Below are 21,990 nucleotides of genomic sequence, written 5' to 3'. Positions count from 1 at the left end.
ATGACAGTAGGAGGGGGGGCAGGAGGAGCGCCCTCTGCAATAGATCCCAAGAAGCTCAGAATTTACGGGCTTGGGGGAGCTCTCGTAGGCATATACCTCGCAGCCATTCTTAACAGCGTTCTCGGGACAGACATATTCTCGATCCTTGCCGCAGCAGGAGCCGTCGCGGCTGCAGTTATGGGGGCGAATGCTGTAAGGAGGGTCTGCGGCTATGGTATCGGTACTGGAGTTCCATCGATAGGAATGCTGGCGCTGGGCATGGGAATAGTCGGTGCGTCATTTGGCCTCTCGACCGCTGAGCAGCTCGGCGTGTCGATGGCAGGTGTCATCATCGCTCTGATCTACGCAATGGTCTTCGGCTACATCGTGGGCGCGATCGCAAACAAGGTCATGGGCTTCAACATACCGATAATGGAAGAGGGTCTTACAGACCTCTCAGGCGCAGGCGCGATGGCCATCATCGGCTGGTCCTATGCGATCTCCGGATCTCTGGCTTATGCAGACATGGTGGCGAAGGTTTTCAACACCGGGTACCTTGCGATAGTATTCATCTGTGGCGGCCTTGCGATTCTGCATCCGTTCAACGCGAACCTGGGGCCGGACGAGAAGCAGGACAGGACGCTGGTGGATGGGCTCATGGTCGGCTCTCTGGCAGTCGTCGCCGTCGGTCTGTGCTCTCTGGCAACGCTCAGCACCATCGCAGCAATCATAACGATAATCGTTGGCGTGGCCGCGTGGTACTACTTCTACGTCTGGTACTACAGGCTTGTCAAGAGAGATGCCGCAGCAGTCGTTGGAACAGGTCTGCTGCCGCCGAGCGCACTATGAGGAGGCACAAAGATGGGATTCGTCAGAATATCTCCAGAACTGGGGCTGCTCTTCGATCCACTTAAGGGAGTGGTCGCTGAGCAGAGGGAGGATGTGGTTCTGTACACATTCGATCCGGTTATGGACAGGATTGAGAGGCTTGATGCGATCGCGGATGACCTGATGAACCAGCTGGTCCCGGATAACGAGCTGCTGGAGTCTTACAAGAACAGAGGAAAGACCTCTCTCATAGGCGGCCTTTACACCAACATCTGGGTCGGCTTCATAATAGGTCTGGTGATCTCATTCGTCGTGCTGATCGGCATGGTCTTCAGCGATCCGGCGAAGCTTGAGATGCTCAGAAAGGCGATGGGAGGTGCGTGATTATGGTGCTCAAGAAGAAACCCGCTGAGCCCTGGCCTGTGATAACCGGCGAGTATGAGGTCGGCAACCCGGAGAGCCCAGTGGCGGTTGTGACCTGCGGTTCTCACCTCAAGAACTCGGAGCTGATAGCCGCTGGTGCAGCTCTGGCCGGGCCGTGCAAGACCGAGAACATAGGAATAGAGAAGATGGTCGCCAACGTGATCTCCAACCCGAATATCAGATACCTGCTTATCACAGGTATGGAGGTCAAGGGGCACATCACAGGGCAGGCGATAGAGGCGTTCACCGCAAACGGAATAGACAAGGAGGGCAGGATCGTCGGGGCCAAGGGCGCCATCCCGTTCATCCAGAACCTGACGCCTGAGGCGATAGAGCGGTGGAGGCAGCAGATCACCACGATCAACATGATCGACACAGAGGACATGGGCGCCATCACCGCGAAGATAAAGGAGCTCGTCGCCAAAGACCCCGGCGCTTTAGATGTCGAGCCGATGATCGTCGAGATCAAGGAGGCTGGCGCCGAGGAGGGTGAGGGTGGCCTGAGACCGATGGCCGCGGAGGTCGTCGAGGTCAGATCCAGGATACGGGCCATGGATATGGCCGTGACGAACAACGGCCTGCTCAATAAATTCCAGGCTGGAGTTTACGTGGGCAAGATAGAGGGGATCGCGCTTGGAATGACCCTGACCCTGGCCATATTCGGGCTTATACTCAAGATGGTAGGAGGGAGCTGAGATGGCAGGTGATGAGATAGTTTACGGGCAGGGAACTCCGGCTGTTATAGAGCCAGCAATGCCCCTCTTCGATCAGATCGTGGACGACATCAAGTACAAGGCGCAGCTCCTGGCCAGGGAGACGAAGCTGAGCTCCGGCGTTATTGCGGCAACCCCGCAGGGATTCGCGATTGGCTTCTTCCTCGCTGTGGCCATGATGCTGGGCCCCTTCCTGCTGATGGGGGTGTGAGTCGTGGCTGAGGACACAAAGCCTGTGGTCCCTGTTGCAGTGGTCGACCACGAGCAGTACAGGGAGATAATGGCGCGCCTCGATAAGATCGAGGAGAAGATCGAGTTCTACTCGGCTGAGAAGTTCCTGAGAGCCGGAAAGTCCGTGGGCAGGGATCTTGGCGTTGCCTACGGCGTCTGTGCTGGACTGATAATAATATTGGCGTACATACTCTTCATGTATGCCGGCAACTGGGTGAAGGTGATTTGAATGTTCAGGTTCGATAGAAAGCAGGAGGTCTTCGACTTCGGCAAGTTCAAGATAGGGGGTCAGCCTGGCGAGTACCCGACTTGCTGCATCGGAACTATGTTCTATGCCAGGCACAAGATAGTATCCGATCCGGAGCATGGTGTGTTCGATAAGAATGCCGCTGAGAAGCTCTGGAACCAGCAGGTTGAGATGAGCGAGATCACAGGGAACACCTGCATGAACCAGATCGTGGCTGAGACGAACGAGGCTATGCAGAAGGAGATCGACTGGTTTGTGGAGATCTCCGACTACCCGTTCCTCATCGATTCCTCTGCTCCAGAGGTTCGCGCCTTTGGTGTCAAGTACGCCACAGAGATCGGGGTCGCGGACAGGGCGATACACAACTCCATCAACGCCTCCATAACAGATGAGGAGCTTCTGGCGCTGAAGGAGAGCGATCTGGACGCAGCGATAGTCCTGGCGTTCAACGCGATGGAGAAGGGAACCAAGGGGAAGATGGATATACTCACGAAGGCGGCAGGCGGCGCGAAGAAGGGCATGCTCGAGTACGCGAAGGACTGCGGCATAACTAGGGTTCTCATAGACACAGCGGCGATGCCGCTGGGCGCTGGCTCAGGAGCCACATACAGAGCATGCATCGCTGTCAAGGCGATGCTGGGCCTGCCGGTCGGCGGCGGATTCCACAACGCAGCGTCCGCCTGGGACTGGATGAAGAAGTGGAAGAAGACCCACAAGGAGGCCTTCGCTCCTGTTGACATCGGCTCGAACCTCGTCGCCGGAATCGTGGGCGCAGACTTCTACCTCTATGGCCCGATCGAGAACGCGCCGATGATATTCCCGGCAGCAGCGATGGTCGACATCATGAAGGCTGAGTCGATCCAGGAGCTCGGCCTCGAGGTGCTGGATCCGAACCACCCGATAAAGAAGACCCTGTAGGGCGATTCCCCGCCCTGCTCTTATTTTCATTCCAGGAGTTCTGTTTTGCCCAGAGTTTACGTCTCTCTCTCCTTTGACAGGGTCCGCTTCAAATGCCAGCGTTGCGGCGCATGCTGCCACCACCGCAGGCCATCTGAGTTTTCAGAGCTGATCCCTCCAGAGCTGGTGCAGAGGTTCGTCGAGCGGTCGAATATAATACACCTGACTGAGGATGAGATATCAAGAATATCGAGAAGTTATGATCTCAGGCCTGAGCAGTTCGTGGATACCCTTTATCCCTACGACGGGAGGACCGTCAGGGTCTCAGATGATGGTTTGAAGGTGGTGCTGGATATACCTGTGCTGAAATCCAGGGCGGATACAACCTGCATCTTTTACGATAACGGCTGCAGGATATACCCGCACAGGCCCAGGGCATGCAGGTTATTTCCATTCCGCATATCTGAAAGGGATATCGGGGGAGATGTGGTTCTCAGCATAGATTACAATCCGGGCTGCCCCGGTATCGGAAAGGGGGATTACGCTGACACGCGGAAGATCAGGGAGCTGGCGGTGGAGATATTCACAGGACGCATGAACGCCATCACCTGCGAGACAAAGGAGCTCATTGCATCAGGATCCATCAAGGCAGGTGCTGTGGTGTACAGAACCATGCCAGGTGGACCCCGGACAAGGTGATCGACTGACTGAATGCACCACATATATTCACATCTCTTTTTGGAATTTTGAAGCAATTTGATCACCTCTATACCCTGAAACAGGGCGCACTTCAAAAAACGTAGATTTTATAAAGGAGAAGATTTACTACAGTGAGAATATCTGAGCGGATATGTGGGGAGCTCCGCAAAGTGGGGATTCATCTTGTCCGTGATCACGCTTCTCTGTGTAAAGGAGGTATTACGTGGTATATGAGGCCGGAGCTTTGAGTGCCATCGCAGGCTTTCTGGATGGTGATATTAAGGATCAAATGGTGATAGAGAGGGTCGCGCTGGATGCGCATGGGCCTTTATCATTGCTGGCAAGAGCGGTGCTGTCCTCAGATACATCCATGGCCTTATCACATCTGGATGAGATCGCAGAGCAGATCTCGGAATCCAAGGATTACACCCTCTGGTTCTCACTGGGCACAATATCACAACGGCTCGGTTCGCTCGAACGGGCTGTGAGCCATCTCTCAAGAGCCCTGGAGCTTGCAGCAGGAGCAGATGAGGTCAGAGTTCTCTCCCGCCTTGGCTCGATCTATGCGGATGTGGAGGACTGGGATCGTGCGATCTCTCTCTACAGAGATGCTCTCTCGCGGCTGGAAAGCGGGGATCCAGAACGCGCTGGCATTCTCACAGACCTCTCCAGGGCCTACAGAGAGGCCAGAAGATGGGATGAGGCACTGCAGTGCAGCTGTGATGCAATAGATGCCTTCAGATCCTCAGGAGACAGAAGCTCTGTCGCGAAGGCGCTCATGGAGGAGGCTGAGATCCGGAGGGAGATGGGGGATTTATCATCTGCTGAGGAGCTCTACAGGACGTGCCTCGAGGAGTTCGAGCGGCTGGGGGAGATACCGCTCGTGTGTAGGTCTTTGGAGAAGCTTGGCAGCATATCTCAGCTCCGAGGCGATTCGAGGAGAGCCGAAGATCTTTTCGATATGGCCATGCACAGGTACGAGCACTGCCATGACAGAGCAGGGGCCTCAAGAACGGCACTGCTTCTCGGGGACCTTCACGCGATAGAGGGAAGGTTCTCGAGATCCGAGGAGTGCTACCTGAAGGCGCTGGAGGGCTTTAGGGAGTTATCAGATCGCGAGAGCGTGGCGAGCACACTGCTGAGCCTGGCCAGGCTCTACGGCTCCATGGGCGAGTGGAAGAGAGCTGTCGAGTGCTATCAGGAGGCTCTCGATGCAATGCAGTCGGAGCAGTCGCAGGATCTCGCAAGGGCTCTCAGAGAGATGGGGAACGCGTGCTACAGGTTGAGAGATTACGAGGCGGCTCAGAGGTATTTCCTGAGGTCTCTCGAGCTCAGCGAGGCCCTCGGAGACAGGGACGGCATGGCAGCTTCGCATATAGGCATTGGCCACATCCTCTCCGACCTCGGCGAGTGGGATGGCGCTGTTGAGCACTATGAAAGGGGCGCCGAGCTCCTGCGTGAGCTGGGAGATCTCAGGGGCGCTGCTGCATGCACATCTAACATAGCGAGCGTATATCAGATGATGGGGGATCTGGAGAGGGCGCTTGAGGTTTATCACGATGCGCTTCAGCTCCAGGAGCGGCTTGGCGATATGCAGGGCGCATCTAAGACCCTGAACAACATGGGGCTCGTCTACCAGCACATGGGCGAGATCGAGGCGGCAGAGAGGCACTACATGCGCTGCCTCGAGATGAAGGAGCAGCTCGGGGACGTCCACGGCGCTGCGAACACCCACATAAACCTCGCGACCCTTTACGAGATCCGGAGGCGCTGGGACGATGCCATAACTCACTATCAGGATGCTCTGGAGACGTTTGAGGCAATCGGCGATCGCAGGGGCATGGCTGCGGTGATGAACAACCTCGGAAATGTGTACGAGGAGAAGGGGGACATCCTGCAGGCGATAAAGAGCTACAGGATGAGCATGGAGCTCGATGGTGGTGATGCCAGCGTCGCGAAGATATCATGGAATCTGGGGGGCCTGTACCAGAGGATTGGGGATGTGGAGAGCGCGGAGAAGTGCTACAGGGCCAGCCTGGAGGCGTTCCAGAGTGTTGGAGATGAGAGGGGCGCGGCCTACGCCCTCATGGGGCTGGGCAGCATCGCGCTGGAGCGCGGCCTGTGGGACGAGGCCATAGACTGCTTCAAGGGGTGTGTGGATCTCAATCTGGATACAGCTGATGCCATGAGGGCGCTGAGCAGCCTTGCGGTCGTTTACGAGAGAAAGGGCATGTGGCAGGAGGCCCTTGCGGAGTACAGGAAGGTGCTCGAGAGGTTCAGGGGGATGGGAGATTCTCTTGGTGTGGCAGCAGTTCTGAGCACAATGGGCAACCTCCTGGCGGAGCAGGGGCTCTGGGGTGATGCCCTTGATCGCTACAATGAGAGCCTTGAGATATTCGAGAGGCTCGGCGACGGCTACAGCACAGCGGTCACCACGAACAACATGGCAAATGTGCTTTACAGGAGGGGAGACTGGGACGGGGCTCTGCTGCTCTATACAAAAGCGATGGAGCACTTCAAGAAGGTTGGAGATATGCAGAGCTATGGGGCCACGCTGAGCAACGTGGCGAGCATACACTACAGGAGGGGCGAGTGGGAGAGGGCGATAGAGCTCTACCACAAAAGCCTCGAGATATTCGAGGGGCTCGACGATTCCAGAGCATCCTCGATGGTGCTCAACAACCTGGGTCTACTGTATCACAGGAGGGGCGAGTGGTCGCTGGCAGTAGATCACTTCAGGATGGCAGTGGAGTACGCGATGCGTTCCGGAGATCGCGAGGCTGCCACGGAGTTCCAGGCTAACATAGACATGGTGAGATCATGCCGCGGAGAAGCATCTGTCGACATCGAAGGCTATCTCAAAAAGCTCAGCGAGCTTGAGATGGCAGAGGATCTTGAGGCGGTTGCAGAGATGCACGGGATACTGGCAAATGCATACGCTGACATCTTCCGCTGGGAGGAGGCGCTGGATCATTACCAGAAGAGCCTGGAGCTCTTCGAGCGCTCCGGGGACAGGTACAGCGCCGCTGAGACCATGTTCAACATGGCTCTGGTCTACAGGGATCGCGGGGAGTGGTCGATCGCCGAGGATCTTCTATCGAGAAGCATGAGCGAATTCAGAGCTCTGAAGGCCTCTCCATGCTACAGCATGTCGCGTCTCAACATAGGACTTTTGAAGGAGCTGAGGGGATCGGATCCTGAGGAGGACATTCTCTCTGCGATTGCCACGTTTGAGAGCATAGGCGCGGTCCCGGATCTCTGCGAGGCATACCTCGCGATGGCGAGGGTCAAGCTGAACAGAGGGGAGATGAGCGAGGCGCGCTTCTACCTATCTGAGGCTGAGACGCTCATATTGAAGACGGGTTACGATTCCATGAGGATCAGGCTTTACATCGAGTGGGGCGATTTTTACCTGTCGCAGGCGGCCGCGGAGGCCAGGAGCTGCTACAGCAAGGCCCTTGCGCTTGCGAGAAAGATGGGGCTTACAAGAGATGAGGGCGTGGCGCTTCGGAGCATTGGTGCTGCATCTCTGAACGCTGGTGATTATGACGATGCGGAGGAGCACCTCCAGAAAGCCCTGGAGCTCTTCAAATCCATAAACTCCATGTACGATCTCCTATCCACATATGCGCTCATGGCGACCCTGTACTTCAACAGAAAAGACCACTCCAGGGCGGAGGAGACAGCGCTGCTCCTGGAGCGGCAGGCGAGGAGGCTCGGCTACAGGGATCTGCAGGTCAAGGCGCTGGAGGTGATGGCTGGCTGTGAGCTGGCGACCTCAAGAACAGACGCAGCCGTGAGCACATACCTGGAGGCGCTGAACATAGCGCAGTCAGATGGTGTATCGAAGAGATTGCTCTCTGAGCTGACAAGAAACATAGTCAACAGCCTCCAGGAGATCCTCAGGGAGAGGGCGAACCTCTCGGAGCTCTCTGCAATAAAAACAGTCGAGTGCCTGCTCGAGGCGCTCCGTGCGGGTCTGACGTGCAGGGTGGATTTCGCAGACGATATCTTGCTCGGAGGCGCGTAGATCGAGAGCCGATCCCCATGCCTTCACGCGGAATTCAGTCAGGTGCCACCGCCTGATCTTCCTCACCCTCGACCTTCCATATCGCCTTCTTTATCACGCCGAGAAGGGTGTTCGCCTCCCGCTCTGTCAGCTCAGCTCTTCCGAAGATCCGGCGCAGCATCAGCACCACGTAACGTATCTTGTGCTCCGGGTAGTTGATGATCCTCAGAAGGTGATCTGTCCTCTCGAATATCCTCTCCAGCATCTCTCTATCCGCAAGCCTCACCTCAAGCTTGGAGTCGACCTGGCCGAGCTCGTAGAGGATCACGGTTGCTGCATGCGATAAATTCATGACCGGATACTCATCACTTGTGGGTATCGACACGAGCACATCGCAGATCATCAGCTCGTCGTTTGTGAGCCCCCAGTCCTCTCTGCCCAAGAGAAGTGCTACAGTCCCGTCCTTGTCGCTCAACCGCTCTGCGAGCTCTGATGGCGTCAGATACGGGACGCGGAGATGGAGCCGGAGATGGTGGTGATCCTTTCCCAGACGCTTTCCGGTCGTGCCCACGACGAGATTCGCCCCTGCCAGGGCATCCTCAAGACGGTCCACCCTCACAGCGGATTCCAGGATGTCCTTAGCATGCGCTGCCATGGCCATGCCGAAAGGTCCGATATCGCATGGCCTGACCAGAAAGAGGTCGCTGAAGCCGAAGTTCTTCATCGACCTTGCCACTGCGCCGACATTCCCTTCATATCTGGGCTCTACCAGGACCACCCTGAGGTTCATCCGCAGTTGCGGTTTCTTTATAGGCCTTAAATCTAACTCATCCCTTTGAGACCCCTAGGGGTATCATCTGTGCTACCTTCTTTGCAAGACCCAGCGCATGCACGACCTCGACCACCTCATGGCTGGGCTTGTAGACCTCAGGCGCCTCCTCTGCGAGCACTGCAGGCTCTGTCGCCATCACCTTGATGCCCTCGCGCTGTAGACTTGCTCTAACATCGGCTCCCCTGTAGGTCTTCTTCGCCTGGCTCCTGCTCATTATCCTGCCTGAGCCGTGGCATGCGCTGCCGAATGTGAGCTCCAACGCTCTGTCCTGGCCACACAGGACATATGATGGGGTGCCCATGCTCCCCGGGATCAGCAGGGGCTGGCCGACACCTCTGTAGTCAGAGGGCACCTCCTTCCGGGAGGGGCCGAAAGACCTCGTAGCGCCCTTCCTGTGGACGTAGAGCCTTTCGAGCCTGTTATCCACCATGTGCTCCTCTATCTTGGCGACGTTGTGCGCCACATCGTAGACGAGGGGCATCTCTACGTCTCCGAAGTACTTTGCGAAGACCTCTCTGGTCCAGTGGGCTATTATCTGCCTGTTAGCCCATGCGTAGTTTGCGGCTGCTGCCATCGCACCGAAGTAGTTCCTCGCCTCGGGAGTGCCGATGGGGGCGCATGCGAGCTGTTTGTCGGGCAGATCGATATTGTACTTCCTGACAGCACGCGATAGAACCTCGAGGTGATCTGTGCATATCTGATGTCCCGCACCCCTGGATCCGCAGTGGATCATGACCGTGACCTGGCCCTTGAAGAGGCCGAAGCGCTTCGCGATATCCTCATCGTATATACGGCCCACATACTGGACTTCGAGGAAGTGGTTGCCGCTGCCCAGCGTACCGAACTGCGGCCTTCCGCGCTTTCTGGCCTTCGCGCTGACCTGTGATGGATCAGCGCCCTTAAGGCATCCGTTCTCCTCGCAGTGCTCCAGATCCTCATCTGTGCCGTATCCCTGCTCCACAGCCCATCTCGCGCCCGCTATGAACGCCTCTGTGAGCTCGCTATCAGATACATGAAGCCTGCTGGTGGCTCCAACCCCTGACGGGATCTCCTCGAATAACGACTCGATCAGATCTGAGATCAAGGGCTTGACCTCATCAACTGTTAGATCCGTGCGCAGGAGACGGACGCCGCAGTTTATATCAAACCCGACACCGCCTGGGCTGATAACCCCTCCATCCTCCCGGAATGCTGCGACGCCGCCTATCGGAAACCCGTATCCGAGATGCGCATCCGGCATGGCCATGGAGTACTTAACTATGCCCGGCAGGGTGGCCACATTCGCCACCTGTTCTATTGTCCCTGGCTCCACCATCTCCAGGAGGGACTCGGAGATGAATATCCTGCCAGGGACCCGCATCCCCTCCTTGTAGCCTATCGGCAGCTCGTAAATATTTTCCTCTATCTTGTCGAGCATGTGATCACCCCTCAAACATCGAGCACCACCTGCAGCATCCAGGGCCTCTCTGAATCACCAGGCCTGACCTCGAACTGGTGTAGCGTGACAGCCTTGATCTCAGTCTCAAATGAGTGCCTCTTCCTGTCTATATGCTCCCCACGGACCCTGGCATTCAGCCTCCATGCTCCATCATGGCTCAGTGATATATCAAAATCGCTGAAGACCGCGAGCTCTGCGCTGAAGAGGAAGAGAAGCTCAGAGAGCCATCTGTAAGCGAGACCCTCCAGATCCTCAGCCTCGAGCTCAACCTCCCATACGCTCTCAGGCCTGACGGTCTCAATATCTATCATGACGCTGAACATCGCCAGGGCAGCGTTTTTGAGCATCTCCTCAGGGCTGGATCCGTAGGCTCTGAACTTGACATCAGCTGTGTGCTCCAGAAACTCGTATCGCATTTATCTCTACCTCCAAAAGCCTGAACCGGAGTCTATCCCCCTCTTCAAATATCCTCCAGTCCCCTCGAGAGGCCGGCAGCCCTTGCAAGCCTCAAGGCCTCCCTGTACTCGCTCAGCGTTATGCGCCTCGAGAGCTCGTTGTACCGATCTGCTCTGTACTCAGGCCTGTACTGGTCCATGATGTTGATGTACGTGTTCTTCGACAGCTCTGATATGAACCTCACAACCTCCTCTGTGCCTGCCAGGTTATTCGGAAGGACCAGATGGCGCACGAGCAAGCCTCTTACTGCGATTCCGTTCTCGATGACTAAATCCCCAACCTGGCGATGCATCTCGCTTATCGCGGCCTTCATCACCTCAACATATCCGGGCGCATTGGAGTATCTGATTGCCACTTCATCGGATCCATATTTCGCGTCAGGCATGTAGATGTCTATGATCCCATCCAGAAGGCGGAGCGTCTCGACGGAATCATACCCGCCGCTGTTGTAAACCAGAGGTATGCTCAGGCCCATCTCTCTTGCGATGACCAGAGCTTCGAGTATCTGCGGCACCACATGCGCCGGAGTGACGAGATTGACGTTATGGCATCCTGTGAGCTGGAGATGCATCATTATGCCGGCAAGGCGTTCTGCGGTGACCTCGACCCCCATGTCGAGCTGGCTTATCTCATAGTTCTGACAGAACACGCATGCGAGGTTGCAGCCGGCGAAGAATATGGTTCCTGAGCCGTGGTATCCGACGAGCGGTGGCTCCTCCCCGTAGTGTGGACCCGCACTGCTCACCTTCGCCAGTCGACCCGTCCTGCAGAACCCCAGCTCCCCCTCAGCTCGATTCACCCCACATCTCCTGGGGCATATCTCGCAGTGCTCGAGCCTGCGAATCGCCTCCTCAGCCCTGGACTGAAGCTCCTCTGGGGGCATGCGGTTGTAGACTGCCACATGTATCACTTATTTCAGTGTGGGAATATTCGGCGATCAAGCTTTCGGTGCTGGTGTGATCAGAGGGGCATGATGGCATCTCTCACTGCAAAAGGACCGCGCTGGAGCTTCATGTAACTCCAGGCCTGCCGGTGCCATATGAATTCTCCAAAGGTTTTAATGTCTGTCACGTATACGCGGAAAGCATGATGAATATCTCCCGTCGTCTCTTCAAGCCCAAACCAAGGATGGCTGAAAGCCCGCCGGTGAAACTGCTGGAGCTCAGGAGCAAGCCGTACTACCTGGTGGCATCCGTGGAGGTGGGAAATACAACGACAAAATCGATACTCACAGCCACTGATATGGAGACGGGCAAGACGCAGATAGTAAACAAGACCGTCCGCATGACCAGGGATGTGAGGCCGCCGAAGCCTGGCGAGGAGATATTCGGCAGGACCATATGTGGCACGCCACTCACAAAGGAATCGATCGCCGAGCTTGTGAAGGATACATTGCTGGAGAGCCACCGCGCAGCCGGCCTGATGATCGAGAAGGACCTGAACTTCGTGGTGAGGTCCACAGGCGTCGTCGCCGAGTTCGACTCACCTGAGGAGGTTGGCATATTCATCCAGGCTCTGGCGCAGGGATGTCTCGATGCTGGCGTTCCTCCAAGACTGATGACCCCTGCGATGTCCATACACAACATCCCTGAGAGGTTCCGCAGGTACTCGCTCATAGAGAAGATAGTCTTCAACGGGCCTGTGGCATCGGTCTGGCCGCCAATGGGCGCTACTGGAGTGGAGATCGTTGCGAACGAGATGGAGGGCGAGCTCGCGACCGCAGGGATAAAGCAGGGTGCAAAGTGGACGGATGTCGACTTCAGGAACCCATGCCTCGCCATGGACTTCGGCACGACCCTGGATGGGAGGATAACCAGCGAGGAGATACCCTACGCCAGGACGATAGGAAACTTCTGCGGCATTGCAGGGGCCATACCTGATGCTATCGTGAGAGGCACCGGCCTTGTAGATGCGGCCACAGGCACAGCGCTCGATCTCTTTAAAGATAAGATCTCAGGCGTTAACAAGAAAGCAAGGCTCTATGCCGAGGAGATCGATCACCTCATAAAAGTGGAGCGCGTGCCTGCTGGAATGAAGCGGTACGGCTACGTCCCCCTCGATGCCGCGGCGGCTCAGAAGCTTGGAGTCGTGCTTATAGGCTGCGACTGCGGCGAGAACGGATCGAAGCTCGATAGACTCTCTGAGATCGGAAGGGAGATATACAGGAGAGATGGTCTGAAGATGCTCTCTGCAACACTCGATCTGGTGAGCGCGAGGATCGCCAGGAGGCTCGTCGAGGTCGCGATCGAGGAGGGGCTGGTCACAAAGAGGACTGCGATAGGCGTCACGGGGAGAGCTGGAATATCGGGGAACAAGCCGGAGCTCATCCTCGAGGAGATCGGCAGTCTGGGCCTGTATGATGAGCCTGAGAAGAACATCGTTTTTGTCGATGACGGACTCGCACGCGGCGCTGCTGTCATGGCGAGATGCATGAACTCCATGGGTACACCAAAGAACCCCATGGGCGGGATCAGGGGAGGAAGGTGCATACTCAAGGAGAGGATTGAGTACGAGAAGAGCAAGCTCCCGACGGCGGGAATACCGCAGGCCGATAAGAGATACGTGGTCAGCGATTATGTCGCGGAGGGCCACCTGAGAAGATGAGGCTCAAGCTGAGAGAGGGCTCGGAGGTACCGGTATCTGTAATCTCGATAGATTCGCGCGAGAGGTATCTGTGGATATCCATGGAGAGGATTCCAGAGGATCGGTTCCCGCCGTGCATGAGGAACATGCTCCTCAGGCCATCAGAGGAGGGCAGCAACAGGGCCGGAGCTGTTCTCGCATCATTTCTCGGCCAGGCCGGCTGGCGTGAGAGTGATGCACTCGTCCTTTGGAAGAGGTTCGCTGAGAGGACCGGCCTGAACGAATCCCTTTTCAGGAAGTGGTTCGCCAGGATGCACTGTCCTTCGTGCCGCACGATAAAGAGCGAGGCCAGGGGATACCCAGATCTGGGGCTTCACGGATTGAGCTACTGCGAGCCTGATGGGCGATGCAGAGAGATATCCTGGCCAGTCGGATACGCTCTCGAGCATCCAGAGTGGGGCTGGCTCAAACCCCTGGGCAGGAAGAACAGGGTGCGCGTGTACAACTGGATCACAGCTCGCGAGGAGGAGCTGGAGGTATCGGATGGTCTTAGAGCTGAGATCGAGGAGATCCTCGCAGAGGCTGGATCCGAGCAGCAGATCTTCGTGACCAAGACCAGGGAGAACGGGAAGCTCAGAATCAGGTTTCTCGTGAGGGACTCGGAGCTGAGAAAGAGCGTGCTCTCAGACCTTCTCTGAAGGCGATCCCCTGAAAAGGTTTATCTTCTAGGAACGCTTTTGCCAACCACGCCTGGGATGTGACCTGCAGGTTGAACCAGGCTGAGGTGAACGGATTGAGGTCTTTCTACGGATACATAAGAGATGCCTGGAACTCCCCCGCGAAGAGCTATGTGGGGAGGCTCAGAGCGCAGAGGATGATAGCCTGGCGGCGTGAGATGAGCGTTCAGAGGATCGAGCGGCCGACAAGGCTCGACAGGGCGAGGGCGCTTGGATACAAGGCGAAGCAGGGCATAGTGCTGGCCAGGGTGAGGGTGAGGAGAGGTGCCCTGAGGAAGTCCAGGTATGTCAGGAACAGAAGGACGAAGCACATGGCCATGCACAGGCAGAACCCGGGAAAGAGCCTCCAGAGGATCGCGGAGGAGAGGGCGGCCAGGCGTTTCAGAAATATGGAGGTCCTGAACTCGTACTGGGTGGGCCAGGACGGCAGGCACAAGTGGTTTGAGGTGATACTGGTCGATCCGCACCATCCGGCGATAAAGAGCGACAGGGATCTCGGCTGGATATGCGGCGACTCTCACAGAGGCAGGGCCGCGAGGGGCAAGACCAGCGCAGGCAAGAAGGGACGCGGTCTGCGCAGGAAGGGCTTCGGGACAGAGAAGACCCGCCCCAGCATAAGGGCTCACGACGGTAGGGGTAAGTGATCCACAGGGTTCATTTCAGAGCATTTGTATCGGCGACGGAGGATGAGGAGAGGGTCAGGAGGGCCCTCTCGATCTTCGTACCCCTCGATTACATCAGGTCTTCCAAGGCTAGCGGTTACTATGGAAACCCGATAACCATTCTGGAGGCTGAGCTGCGGAGGAAGGAGGGCATTCAGTTCATTCATATGCTCAGAGAGCAGCTCCCTGCCGCCGAGCTCTCCCGGCTGCGCAGGGAGATCCCTGCAAGGGTGGATGAAGATTGCAAACTTCACCTCAGGCTCGATAAGCAGGCTGCATACAAGGGTCTGGTCCGGCTCACCGATGCAGGCGATGCGATCGATGTGTCTTTGCATGTTGCAACATACCCATCCAGATATGAGGAAGCGGTGAGGCTGCTGAGGGAGATCATTTAAGGGGGCACCTCCATGTACTATGAGCCAAGGGTCCATGTCTTGCCCCATGGTTCGTCATCTCCCAGCAGGATGGCCCTTGTCGCCCGACGTTTGGGGTTCAGTGGCATAATCGTGATGAGCATCAACGGATCCGGAGGTCTCCAGGGGCTCGATGCTGCACACCGGATAGGAGGCATCAGCCTCGCCATTGGTGTGGAGGTCACCTCAAAGGATCCGAGGAGCCTACGGGGAAGGATATCCGCTCTTAGGGATCGCTACCCGTTTCTCGCAGTTCATGCGACCAACGAGTCTTTACTCAGAGAGGCACTTGACGATCCCAGGGTGGATCTCGTTGTGAATTCTGGATTCAGGCTAACAGTCCCCGAGGCAAGGTCTGCTAAGCGGAACCAGGTGGCTCTCGCCATCGACCTTCAGCCGATGATCCGGCTGAGAGGGGCCTCGAGGTCGAGATGGCTGGACCTGCAGAGGTACAACGTCCGGGTTGCAAGGAAGTTCGGGATTTCGCTTATGATAACAGCAAGCCCGAGATCGCATCTGGATCTGAGAGCGCCGAGGGATATGATAGCAATGGCTCATATACTTGGGATCACCAGGGAGGAGGCTCTCGATGCGCTCCGGCTGCCCGGCAGGATCCTTGAGATGAACCAGCGGAGGTGGGCATCTCCAGGGGTGGAGGTGCTCGAGGAGAGGGCGAATTATCTTAAGCGCGACGGCGGGATCTGATTGAGAAGCAGGCTACCGGTGATGCGTGACAGACGGCGCTACATGGTCTTTGAGCTCGAGTCGGAAGGGCATCTCGATGCCAGGGACATCTCGCTCGAGATTCAGTCTTCTTATCTGAGCCTCTTCGGGGACTCAGGAGGAGCGAACCCCAGGCTCATATCCTTCGATGGGCGATTCGGCATAGTTAGATGCAGAAATGGACATGCAGAAGAGCTCAGAGCAGCTCTCGCGACCGTTCATACGATTGCGGGATTCAGGGCTGCGATAAGGGTCCGCGGCGTCTCTGGGACGATCAAAACCGCCACAGAAAAGTATATACCGCAATCTAGCATAAAGCCGGAGGAGCATCGGAGAAGAGTAGACCTAAAGGGAATTTCTGGAGTGATTGTGAGCACCCGTGGTCATGAGATCGATGTATCTCCGGATGGCCATATAGAGGGGCTGGATACCAGATATCTGGGTCTTACATATTTTGACTTGGAAGGAGGATGTGATTATGCAGATGGCACCTCAGATGGGGTATGACCGGGCGATCACAGTGTTCAGCCCGGACGGCCGGCTCTTTCAGGTTGAGTACGCGAGAGAGGCGGTCAGGCGAGGCACGACTGCAGTGGGCATAAAGGCGACAGATGGGGTCGCGGTTCTTGTTGATAAAAGAATAACGAGCAGGCTCATGGAGCCGGAGTCGATAGAGAAGATATTCCAGATAGACACTCACATAGGTGCTGCAACATCCGGGCTTGTGGCCGATGCCAGGATACTGGTTGACAGGGCGAGGGTCGAGTGTCAAATAAACAGACTGATCTACGATGAGAGAATCGGCGTCGAGGCTCTCTCGAAGAAGATATGCGATTTCAAGCAGACCTACACCCAGTACGGCGGTGTCAGGCCATTCGGGACAGCCCTGCTGATAATAGGGGCAGAGGATAACAGGGTGAGGCTCTTCGAGACGGATCCCAGCGGCGCGTTGCTGGAGTACAAAGCGACCGGCATAGGCGCTGGCAGAGCAGCTGTAATGGAGGTCTTCGAGGCTAAGTACCGAGAGGATATGAACATGAGGGAGGCGATACTGCTTGGGCTTGAGGCCCTCTACAGGGCATCAGAGGGGAAGCTCGATGCCTCCACGACAGAGATCGGGGTTATAATGCTGGAGGACAAGACGTTCCGCAAGCTCGAGGAGTCTGAGGTCGCTGAGTACATCGAGATGCTGAAATCCCAGCTCGGAGGAGAGGCCTAGATGGTCAAGCTCGATGAGGCTGTTCCCGCGCGGCTGAAGAGCCATGGAGCGGTCTTCGAGGTTCTTGTTGATCCCGATGGAGCCCTTGCGATGCGCCGCGGGGAGGATGTGAGAATCGAGGACGTACTCGCGGTCGAGGATGTCTTCGAGAACGCGAGCAGAGGAGATAGAAGCGCTGAGGAGGATCTCCTCAAGGCGTTCGGCACAACAGATCCTCTCGCAATAGCGGAGATCATCATAAAGAAGGGCGAGATCAGCCTCACTGCAGAGCAGCGTCGGAGGGTCATAGAATCCAAGAAACGACAGGTGATAGAGCTGATCGCGAGGAATGCCATAAACCCGCAGACCAGGACACCACACCCTCCATCGAGGATCGAGCAGGCGATGGCAGAGGCGAAGGTTCACATCGATCCGACGAAGTCCCTTGAGGAGCTTGTTGCAATAACGATGAAGGCCATACGCCCCATAATCCCCATAAGATTCGAGGAGGTTGAGGTTGCTGTGAAGGTTCCTGCGAGCTACGCCGCAAAGTCTTACGGCGAGATATCAACTTTCGGCAAGCTCGTGAGGGAGGCATGGCAGAACGACGGCTCCTGGATCGGGGTTATCAGGATCCCAGCTGGGATGCAGACGGAGTTCTACTCTCTCGTGAACAGGCTCACAAAGGGTGACGCTGAGACCAAGCTGCTGAAACACTGAGGATCTTGTGATGGACCGCAAAATCGTGATACCTGGGGATCTGCTCTCTGAGGACACAAGGAGATCTGGTGAAGGAACATACGTGAGGAACGGCAAGGTGTACTCTCTTCTCTACGGGATTGCCAGCTTCAGGGAGAAGATCAGCGTGATCCCCTTGGCGGGGAAGTATCTGCCTGCGATCGGGGATAACGTTATAGGAGTTGTAAAGGATATAACGTTCTCGAACTGGATTCTGGATATCAACTCGCCCTACGATGGGCTGCTCCACATCTCCGAGTTTCCAAAGAAGATCGATGTAGAGGATATGTCTAAGTATCTCCGCATAGGCAGCTCGGTAATGGCCAGGGTGAAGGATGTCGATCCAGCGATGAAGGTGGAGCTGACACTGAACGACAGGAGGCTCGGCGTGATAAAGACCGGCAGAGTTGTGGAGATCAGCCACACCAGGGTTCCCAGGCTCATAGGAAAGGGTGGCTCGATGATAAGCATGCTCAAGAAGGAGCTGAACTGCAACATATTCGTCGGGCAGAATGGCAGGATATGGGTCAGCGGGAACGAGGAGGATATGGACCTGGCCTTGAAGACCATACTCCTGATCGAGAGGGAGGCCCACACTAACGGCCTCACAGACAGGATTGTCGATTACATAAAGAATGCGAGAAGGGCCAGAGGATGATCATATGGATGAGAGGGTATTCATAAAGGATGGAATTCGTCTTGACGGCAGACGCTTCGATGAGCTCCGGCCCATAAAGATGGAGGTTGGCGTGCTCTCAAGAGCCGATGGCTCCTGCTACATGGAGATGGGGGATAACAAGGTCATAGCTGCTGTGTACGGGCCCAGAGAGGTCCATCCCAGGCATCTCCAGGAGGTCAACAGGGCCATAATAAGGTACAGATACAACATGGCCTCCTTCTCCGTGGAGGAGCGGAGAAGGCCCGGGCCTGACAGGAGGAGCTACGAGCTATCGAAGGTAAGCCGCGAGGCCCTGGAGCCTGTGATACTTACATCATACTTTCCGAAGTCTGTCATAGACATATTCGTGGAGGTGCTCCAGGCAGATGCCGGAACCAGAACTGCAGGGATAAATGCGGCATCTGTCGCGCTCGCAGACGCTGGCATTCCGATGAGGAGCCTTGTATCATCATGCGCAGCCGGAAAGGTTGATGGCCAGATAGTCCTGGATCCCATGAAGGATGAGGACAACTTCGGCCAGGCGGATATGCCGATCGCAATAACACCTACCGGAGAGATCACGCTGCTGCAGATGGACGGGATGATGACCAGGGACGAGTTCCGCCAGGCGATAGAGCTCGCTAAGAAAGGGTGCCAGGAGATCTACAGGATCCAGAGAAAGGTGCTAATAGACAGATACAGCCAGTTCGAAGATCTTCAGGATGAGGGGAGCAGAAGATGAGCAGCGTGATATCTGAGATAAGAAAGGATTATCTATACAACCTGCTGCTGCGCGGCGAGCGTGCGGATGGAAGATCCTTCACACAGTACAGGCCGATAGAGATCGAGAGGAACATAATAAAGAAGGCTGAGGGCAGCGCGCTTGTCAAGCTAGGAAAGACCCAGGTCATGGTCGGGGTCAAGATACAGCCTGGCGAGCCGTTCCCGGACGCTCCGAACCGCGGAGTGATAGTGACGAACGCGGAGCTTGTGCCACTGGCATCGCCGATATTCGAGCCAGGACCGCCGAACGAGTACGGAATAGAGCTCGCGCGGGTCGTCGACAGGGGGGTTCGCGAGTCTGGTGCTGTGGACCTTGACGCGCTCTGTATAGTTCCGGGGGAGAAGGTCTGGATAATATTCATAGACATACACATACTTGACGACTGCGGGAACATCATGGACGCCTCCAGCCTCGGCGCCATCGCAGCTCTTCTCGGAGCCACAGTGCCGGCGAGCAGGTTCGGTCTCGGCGATGATTTCCCGCTTCCGGTCAGGGACATACCTATCGCCACGACAGCTGTTGAGTTCGGAGATGTCGTGCTCTTCGATCCGGACATAGACGAGGAGGCGATCGCAGATGCCAAGCTCACCGTGATAACAAAGGCAGACGGCATAATATGCGGGATGCAGAAGAGCGGGCCGGGAATGCTCTCAGAGGAGCAGGTGTACCGCATTGTTGATATAGCATGTGAGAATGCTAAGGAGATCCGAGAGAAGTTTCTGGAATGATGCATTATGGTCAAGCAATTCAAGAAGGGAAGGAAGACCAGGTCCGCAGCCAGGTTCGGGCCAAGGTACGGAAGGAAGGCCAGAAAGCTGGTAGCCGATATCGAGGAGAAGAGCAGGGCCAAGTACGACTGCCCGAGATGCAACAGGACCAGGGTCAGGAGAGTGGGCACCGCGATATGGCAGTGCTCCAAGTGCGGCTACGAGTTCGCAGGCGGTGCGTACCTTCCAGCGACGTCAGCTGGGAGATCTGTTGTGAGATCCATGATCAAGAGGTCGATGGAGACGGAGTAGATGGCCTACAAGTGTGCCAGGTGCAAGAGGACTGTGGAAGTTGATTATGAGTATGCTGGCGTGAGATGCCCCTACTGCGGCCACAGAATACTTATGAAGGAACGGCCCACAACCGTAAAGCGGATGAAGGCGATCTGATGGTATGAGGGGCCGTGCAGAGATAGTCTTTGAGCTACCGGATTCAGAGTTAGTATTCCGTGCACTGGAGCCGGAGCTTGATGATGACCTCCATCGCGGGAAGGTGGCGATCCGCGCCGCTGATGATGGTATGGTGCTGATTGTCGAGGGCGATGATGTGGTCTCCCTGAGAGCGGCCCTGAACACCTGGCTGCGGCTGGTCAGGATATGTGTGGAGATGGTTGAGATATGAGCGGAGAGTTACCCCCTCAGGTGCAGAATCAGCTTGCTCAGCTGCAGCAGCTGCAGCAGCAGGCTCAGGCACTGGTTGCGCAGAAGAGCCAGATAGAGCTCCTCAAGAAGGAGGCAGAGGCTGCGATCAAGGAGTTGGACAAGTCACCGGATGATGTTGTCGTCTACAAGAATGTCGGAGAGCTCATGCTCAGATCCGACAAGGCGACGCTGATGACAGAGCTGAAGGAGAGGGTGGATCTGCTGGATCTGCGCCTGAAGACGGTTGCCAAGCAGGAGGAGCGGATACAGGCAAGGTTCAACCAGCTCCAGGACCAGCTGAGGCAGTCGCTTGGCCAGATGCCGCCGAGGGGCGGCTGAAACTGAATGGACCCGTGGCTTAGCCAGGATATAGCACCGGGCTTCTAACCCGGGGGTCGCGGGTTCGAGTCCCGCCGGGTCCGTCATATTCACGGTGATGCTATGTGTGAGCTCTCGGTCTACATGCTTGCCGGTGGCAAGAAGGAGCTTGTAATGGATAGCGTCGTCAGGATAGTCGTCCTGGATGGAAGGATACTCTTCGAGGGCATACTTGGCGGATCGAAGGAGGTCGATGGGAGGCTCAAGGAGATCAACATACTCTCGCAGGAGGTCCTCATAGAGGCATGAAAGCGTATATGCAGTGTATGGCTCTTTCATCCTGTGTTTTCTCCCATCGCATGCAACTTTACATGCAACTTTACATTGTTGTATCATATCACCTTAAAATCGAACTCCCTGCAGTTTGACCTCCGGAGGTCCTCATCCATATGGTAATTTCTTTATAAAAGCTCGGATCAGACCTTTGCTCATGATCGAGCTCAGGAGCGATCCTTATGTCCTCAAGCCGAGGCTGGCTCCACCAACGGAGAGCGATTTCAGGGTGCACCTGAACATCGGATGGTGCAGGGGCGTTCTCTTCAATGTCGTCGCTCTAAAGAACTCCGTGGCGATAGTGGAGTACGATGCCATCCTCTGGTCAGAGGACTCGGTTATGTTCGTGGAGTACAAGGACTCTGTGGCAGCATACAAGAGCCTCTCAGCAAGAAGGATACAGCAGATGGACAGCCTGGCGAAGAACATCGCGAGGGGGCTGGGGTACAGGAGATACTGCTTCGTCATCGTCGTGAAGGACCTGCAGGAGATCACATCGAGGGGCGGCGTCGATGTCATTCCGTTGTACATGCTGGGAAGCTACGAGCCGGCTTTCGTATCGACATACGGCGAGCTCGATTACCTGGAGAAGCTCATGGCAAAGTACACCCGCGAGGAGAAGCCAGAGTTCGTTAAGGATCTCGAGAAGCTGAAGAGGATGATAGAGACCGGTCTGGCGTGA

General features: G+C 56.3%; 29 protein-coding genes and 1 tRNA gene. 26 read left to right on the top strand and 4 right to left on the bottom strand.

Annotated elements, in window-relative coordinates:
- The 8 genes from mtrC to NQU42_RS02510 all read left to right on the top strand — a co-directional run bounded on the left by mtrC (position 1) and on the right by NQU42_RS02510 (position 8,047).
- Positions 1-828, top strand: coding sequence for a tetrahydromethanopterin S-methyltransferase subunit MtrC (gene mtrC, locus NQU42_RS02545; protein ID WP_296608788.1), 828 nt, complete (start codon positions 1-3; stop codon positions 826-828).
- 12 nt (positions 829-840) lie between these two features.
- Positions 841-1,191: a tetrahydromethanopterin S-methyltransferase subunit B gene (locus tag NQU42_RS02540; protein WP_296608786.1), complete on the top strand. Its 351-nt coding sequence runs from the start codon at positions 841-843 to the stop codon at positions 1,189-1,191.
- A gap of 2 nt (positions 1,192-1,193) precedes the next feature.
- On the top strand, positions 1,194-1,925 hold the full coding sequence (gene mtrA / locus NQU42_RS02535) for a tetrahydromethanopterin S-methyltransferase subunit A (RefSeq protein ID WP_296608784.1): 732 nt from the start codon (positions 1,194-1,196) through the stop codon (positions 1,923-1,925).
- Between the two features lies 1 nt (position 1,926).
- Entirely contained in the window at positions 1,927-2,154 is a 228-nt protein-coding gene (locus tag NQU42_RS02530; protein ID WP_296608782.1) for a tetrahydromethanopterin S-methyltransferase subunit F, read from the top strand.
- A 3-nt stretch (positions 2,155-2,157) separates the two neighbouring features.
- The gene (gene mtrG / locus NQU42_RS02525; RefSeq protein WP_296608780.1) at positions 2,158-2,403 is read left to right on the top strand and encodes a tetrahydromethanopterin S-methyltransferase subunit MtrG; all 246 of its coding nucleotides are present in this window, start codon (positions 2,158-2,160) and stop codon (positions 2,401-2,403) included.
- Complete coding sequence (gene mtrH, locus NQU42_RS02520) at positions 2,404-3,339, top strand: tetrahydromethanopterin S-methyltransferase subunit H (protein ID WP_296608778.1); 936 nt, start codon at positions 2,404-2,406, stop codon at positions 3,337-3,339. It begins immediately after the preceding gene.
- Between the two features lie 45 nt (positions 3,340-3,384).
- Positions 3,385-4,017 (top strand): YkgJ family cysteine cluster protein, encoded by a 633-nt coding sequence (locus NQU42_RS02515; RefSeq protein WP_296608777.1) that lies wholly within the window; start codon positions 3,385-3,387, stop codon positions 4,015-4,017.
- Positions 4,018-4,240: 223 nt separating this feature from the next.
- A complete protein-coding gene (locus NQU42_RS02510; protein ID WP_296608775.1) occupies positions 4,241-8,047 on the top strand; it encodes a tetratricopeptide repeat protein in 3,807 nt (1,268 codons plus the stop codon).
- Positions 8,048-8,081: 34 nt separating this feature from the next.
- On the opposite strand, the gene NQU42_RS02505 is transcribed toward NQU42_RS02510, so the two are convergent.
- Genes NQU42_RS02505 through NQU42_RS02490 form a run of 4 tightly spaced genes read right to left on the bottom strand, consistent with a single transcriptional unit; the run spans position 8,082 to position 11,653 of the window.
- Positions 8,082-8,816: an RNA methyltransferase gene (locus tag NQU42_RS02505; protein WP_296608773.1), complete on the bottom strand. Its 735-nt coding sequence runs from the start codon at positions 8,814-8,816 to the stop codon at positions 8,082-8,084.
- A 37-nt stretch (positions 8,817-8,853) separates the two neighbouring features.
- Positions 8,854-10,275, bottom strand: a complete 1,422-nt coding sequence (locus NQU42_RS02500; RefSeq protein WP_296608771.1) for an RtcB family protein — start codon at positions 10,273-10,275, stop codon at positions 8,854-8,856.
- A gap of 11 nt (positions 10,276-10,286) precedes the next feature.
- Positions 10,287-10,712 carry an archease gene (locus NQU42_RS02495; protein WP_296608769.1) on the bottom strand — a complete coding sequence of 142 codons (426 nt, stop codon included), beginning with the start codon at positions 10,710-10,712 and terminating at the stop codon, positions 10,287-10,289.
- A 44-nt stretch (positions 10,713-10,756) separates the two neighbouring features.
- Positions 10,757-11,653, bottom strand: a complete 897-nt coding sequence (locus NQU42_RS02490; protein ID WP_366070046.1) for a radical SAM protein — start codon at positions 11,651-11,653, stop codon at positions 10,757-10,759.
- Between the two features lie 188 nt (positions 11,654-11,841).
- Between NQU42_RS02490 and NQU42_RS02485 the strand changes: the two genes are divergently transcribed.
- From NQU42_RS02485 to NQU42_RS02400, 18 genes are all read left to right on the top strand, one after another.
- On the top strand, positions 11,842-13,356 hold the full coding sequence (locus tag NQU42_RS02485; RefSeq protein ID WP_366070045.1) for a methanogenesis marker 14 protein: 1,515 nt from the start codon (positions 11,842-11,844) through the stop codon (positions 13,354-13,356).
- The gene (locus tag NQU42_RS02480) at positions 13,353-14,033 is read left to right on the top strand and encodes a hypothetical protein (protein ID WP_296608763.1); all 681 of its coding nucleotides are present in this window, start codon (positions 13,353-13,355) and stop codon (positions 14,031-14,033) included. Before NQU42_RS02485 ends, NQU42_RS02480 begins: the two co-directional genes overlap by 4 nt.
- 95 nt (positions 14,034-14,128) lie before the next feature.
- Complete coding sequence (locus NQU42_RS02475) at positions 14,129-14,716, top strand: 50S ribosomal protein L15e (protein WP_366070044.1); 588 nt, start codon at positions 14,129-14,131, stop codon at positions 14,714-14,716.
- Positions 14,713-15,129 carry an RNA-binding domain-containing protein gene (locus tag NQU42_RS02470; RefSeq protein WP_296608760.1) on the top strand — a complete coding sequence of 139 codons (417 nt, stop codon included), beginning with the start codon at positions 14,713-14,715 and terminating at the stop codon, positions 15,127-15,129. Before NQU42_RS02475 ends, NQU42_RS02470 begins: the two co-directional genes overlap by 4 nt.
- A gap of 12 nt (positions 15,130-15,141) precedes the next feature.
- Positions 15,142-15,852, top strand: a complete 711-nt coding sequence (locus NQU42_RS02465) for an RNase P subunit p30 family protein (protein ID WP_296608758.1) — start codon at positions 15,142-15,144, stop codon at positions 15,850-15,852.
- Positions 15,853-16,377, top strand: a complete 525-nt coding sequence (locus NQU42_RS02460) for an Rpp14/Pop5 family protein (protein WP_296608756.1) — start codon at positions 15,853-15,855, stop codon at positions 16,375-16,377.
- Positions 16,349-17,089, top strand: a complete 741-nt coding sequence (gene psmA, locus NQU42_RS02455) for an archaeal proteasome endopeptidase complex subunit alpha (RefSeq protein WP_296608755.1) — start codon at positions 16,349-16,351, stop codon at positions 17,087-17,089. Before NQU42_RS02460 ends, psmA begins: the two co-directional genes overlap by 29 nt.
- A complete protein-coding gene (locus tag NQU42_RS02450) occupies positions 17,090-17,788 on the top strand; it encodes a ribosome assembly factor SBDS (RefSeq protein ID WP_296608753.1) in 699 nt (232 codons plus the stop codon).
- Positions 17,789-17,798: 10 nt separating this feature from the next.
- A complete protein-coding gene (gene rrp4 / locus NQU42_RS02445) occupies positions 17,799-18,464 on the top strand; it encodes an exosome complex RNA-binding protein Rrp4 (protein ID WP_296608751.1) in 666 nt (221 codons plus the stop codon).
- Between the two features lie 4 nt (positions 18,465-18,468).
- A complete protein-coding gene (gene rrp41, locus NQU42_RS02440; RefSeq protein ID WP_296608749.1) occupies positions 18,469-19,206 on the top strand; it encodes an exosome complex exonuclease Rrp41 in 738 nt (245 codons plus the stop codon).
- Positions 19,203-19,976 (top strand): exosome complex protein Rrp42, encoded by a 774-nt coding sequence (gene rrp42 / locus NQU42_RS02435; RefSeq protein ID WP_296608747.1) that lies wholly within the window; start codon positions 19,203-19,205, stop codon positions 19,974-19,976. The genes rrp41 and rrp42 overlap by 4 nt, the downstream gene beginning before the upstream one ends.
- A gap of 6 nt (positions 19,977-19,982) precedes the next feature.
- Positions 19,983-20,267: a 50S ribosomal protein L37ae gene (locus NQU42_RS02430; protein ID WP_296608746.1), complete on the top strand. Its 285-nt coding sequence runs from the start codon at positions 19,983-19,985 to the stop codon at positions 20,265-20,267.
- Positions 20,268-20,405 carry a DNA-directed RNA polymerase subunit P gene (locus NQU42_RS02425; protein WP_011696526.1) on the top strand — a complete coding sequence of 46 codons (138 nt, stop codon included), beginning with the start codon at positions 20,268-20,270 and terminating at the stop codon, positions 20,403-20,405. It begins immediately after the preceding gene.
- A 4-nt stretch (positions 20,406-20,409) separates the two neighbouring features.
- Positions 20,410-20,637 carry a KEOPS complex subunit Pcc1 gene (locus tag NQU42_RS02420; RefSeq protein ID WP_296608743.1) on the top strand — a complete coding sequence of 76 codons (228 nt, stop codon included), beginning with the start codon at positions 20,410-20,412 and terminating at the stop codon, positions 20,635-20,637.
- Positions 20,634-20,996, top strand: a complete 363-nt coding sequence (locus tag NQU42_RS02415) for a prefoldin subunit beta (protein WP_296608742.1) — start codon at positions 20,634-20,636, stop codon at positions 20,994-20,996. Before NQU42_RS02420 ends, NQU42_RS02415 begins: the two co-directional genes overlap by 4 nt.
- 8 nt (positions 20,997-21,004) lie before the next feature.
- Positions 21,005-21,079, top strand: a tRNA-Arg gene (locus NQU42_RS02410).
- 19 nt (positions 21,080-21,098) lie between these two features.
- A complete protein-coding gene (locus NQU42_RS02405; protein ID WP_296608740.1) occupies positions 21,099-21,284 on the top strand; it encodes a CooT family nickel-binding protein in 186 nt (61 codons plus the stop codon).
- Between the two features lie 181 nt (positions 21,285-21,465).
- Positions 21,466-21,990, top strand: a complete 525-nt coding sequence (locus NQU42_RS02400) for a hypothetical protein (RefSeq protein WP_296608739.1) — start codon at positions 21,466-21,468, stop codon at positions 21,988-21,990.

It is taken from the genome of Methanothrix sp., from assembly GCF_024518575.1.
Taxonomy (GTDB): domain Archaea; phylum Halobacteriota; class Methanosarcinia; order Methanotrichales; family Methanotrichaceae; genus Methanothrix_B.
The sequence above is the reverse complement of the archived record's forward strand: the minus strand, read 5'-3'. Positions and strand labels throughout refer to the sequence as shown.

Bases quoted from the DNA above. Each gene is read 5' to 3' on its own strand.
- rrp42 (WP_296608747.1), top strand. From the start codon at position 19,203: ATGAGCAGCGTGATATCTGAGATAAGAAAGGATTATCTATACAACCTG.
- NQU42_RS02480 (WP_296608763.1), top strand. From the start codon at position 13,353: ATGAGGCTCAAGCTGAGAGAGGGCTCGGAGGTACCGGTATCTGTAATC.
- NQU42_RS02505 (WP_296608773.1), bottom strand. From the start codon at position 8,816: ATGAACCTCAGGGTGGTCCTGGTAGAGCCCAGATATGAAGGGAATGTC.
- NQU42_RS02420 (WP_296608743.1), top strand. From the start codon at position 20,410: ATGAGGGGCCGTGCAGAGATAGTCTTTGAGCTACCGGATTCAGAGTTA.
- NQU42_RS02530 (WP_296608782.1), top strand. From the start codon at position 1,927: ATGGCAGGTGATGAGATAGTTTACGGGCAGGGAACTCCGGCTGTTATA.
- NQU42_RS02400 (WP_296608739.1), top strand. From the start codon at position 21,466: ATGATCGAGCTCAGGAGCGATCCTTATGTCCTCAAGCCGAGGCTGGCT.
- NQU42_RS02495 (WP_296608769.1), bottom strand. From the start codon at position 10,712: ATGCGATACGAGTTTCTGGAGCACACAGCTGATGTCAAGTTCAGAGCC.
- NQU42_RS02415 (WP_296608742.1), top strand. From the start codon at position 20,634: ATGAGCGGAGAGTTACCCCCTCAGGTGCAGAATCAGCTTGCTCAGCTG.
- NQU42_RS02465 (WP_296608758.1), top strand. From the start codon at position 15,142: ATGTACTATGAGCCAAGGGTCCATGTCTTGCCCCATGGTTCGTCATCT.
- rrp41 (WP_296608749.1), top strand. From the start codon at position 18,469: ATGGATGAGAGGGTATTCATAAAGGATGGAATTCGTCTTGACGGCAGA.
- NQU42_RS02405 (WP_296608740.1), top strand. From the start codon at position 21,099: ATGTGTGAGCTCTCGGTCTACATGCTTGCCGGTGGCAAGAAGGAGCTT.
- NQU42_RS02540 (WP_296608786.1), top strand. From the start codon at position 841: ATGGGATTCGTCAGAATATCTCCAGAACTGGGGCTGCTCTTCGATCCA.
- mtrA (WP_296608784.1), top strand. From the start codon at position 1,194: ATGGTGCTCAAGAAGAAACCCGCTGAGCCCTGGCCTGTGATAACCGGC.
- psmA (WP_296608755.1), top strand. From the start codon at position 16,349: ATGCAGATGGCACCTCAGATGGGGTATGACCGGGCGATCACAGTGTTC.
- mtrH (WP_296608778.1), top strand. From the start codon at position 2,404: ATGTTCAGGTTCGATAGAAAGCAGGAGGTCTTCGACTTCGGCAAGTTC.
- mtrC (WP_296608788.1), top strand. From the start codon at position 1: ATGACAGTAGGAGGGGGGGCAGGAGGAGCGCCCTCTGCAATAGATCCC.
- NQU42_RS02430 (WP_296608746.1), top strand. From the start codon at position 19,983: ATGGTCAAGCAATTCAAGAAGGGAAGGAAGACCAGGTCCGCAGCCAGG.
- NQU42_RS02450 (WP_296608753.1), top strand. From the start codon at position 17,090: ATGGTCAAGCTCGATGAGGCTGTTCCCGCGCGGCTGAAGAGCCATGGA.
- NQU42_RS02500 (WP_296608771.1), bottom strand. From the start codon at position 10,275: ATGCTCGACAAGATAGAGGAAAATATTTACGAGCTGCCGATAGGCTAC.
- NQU42_RS02425 (WP_011696526.1), top strand. From the start codon at position 20,268: ATGGCCTACAAGTGTGCCAGGTGCAAGAGGACTGTGGAAGTTGATTAT.
- rrp4 (WP_296608751.1), top strand. From the start codon at position 17,799: ATGGACCGCAAAATCGTGATACCTGGGGATCTGCTCTCTGAGGACACA.
- NQU42_RS02485 (WP_366070045.1), top strand. From the start codon at position 11,842: ATGAATATCTCCCGTCGTCTCTTCAAGCCCAAACCAAGGATGGCTGAA.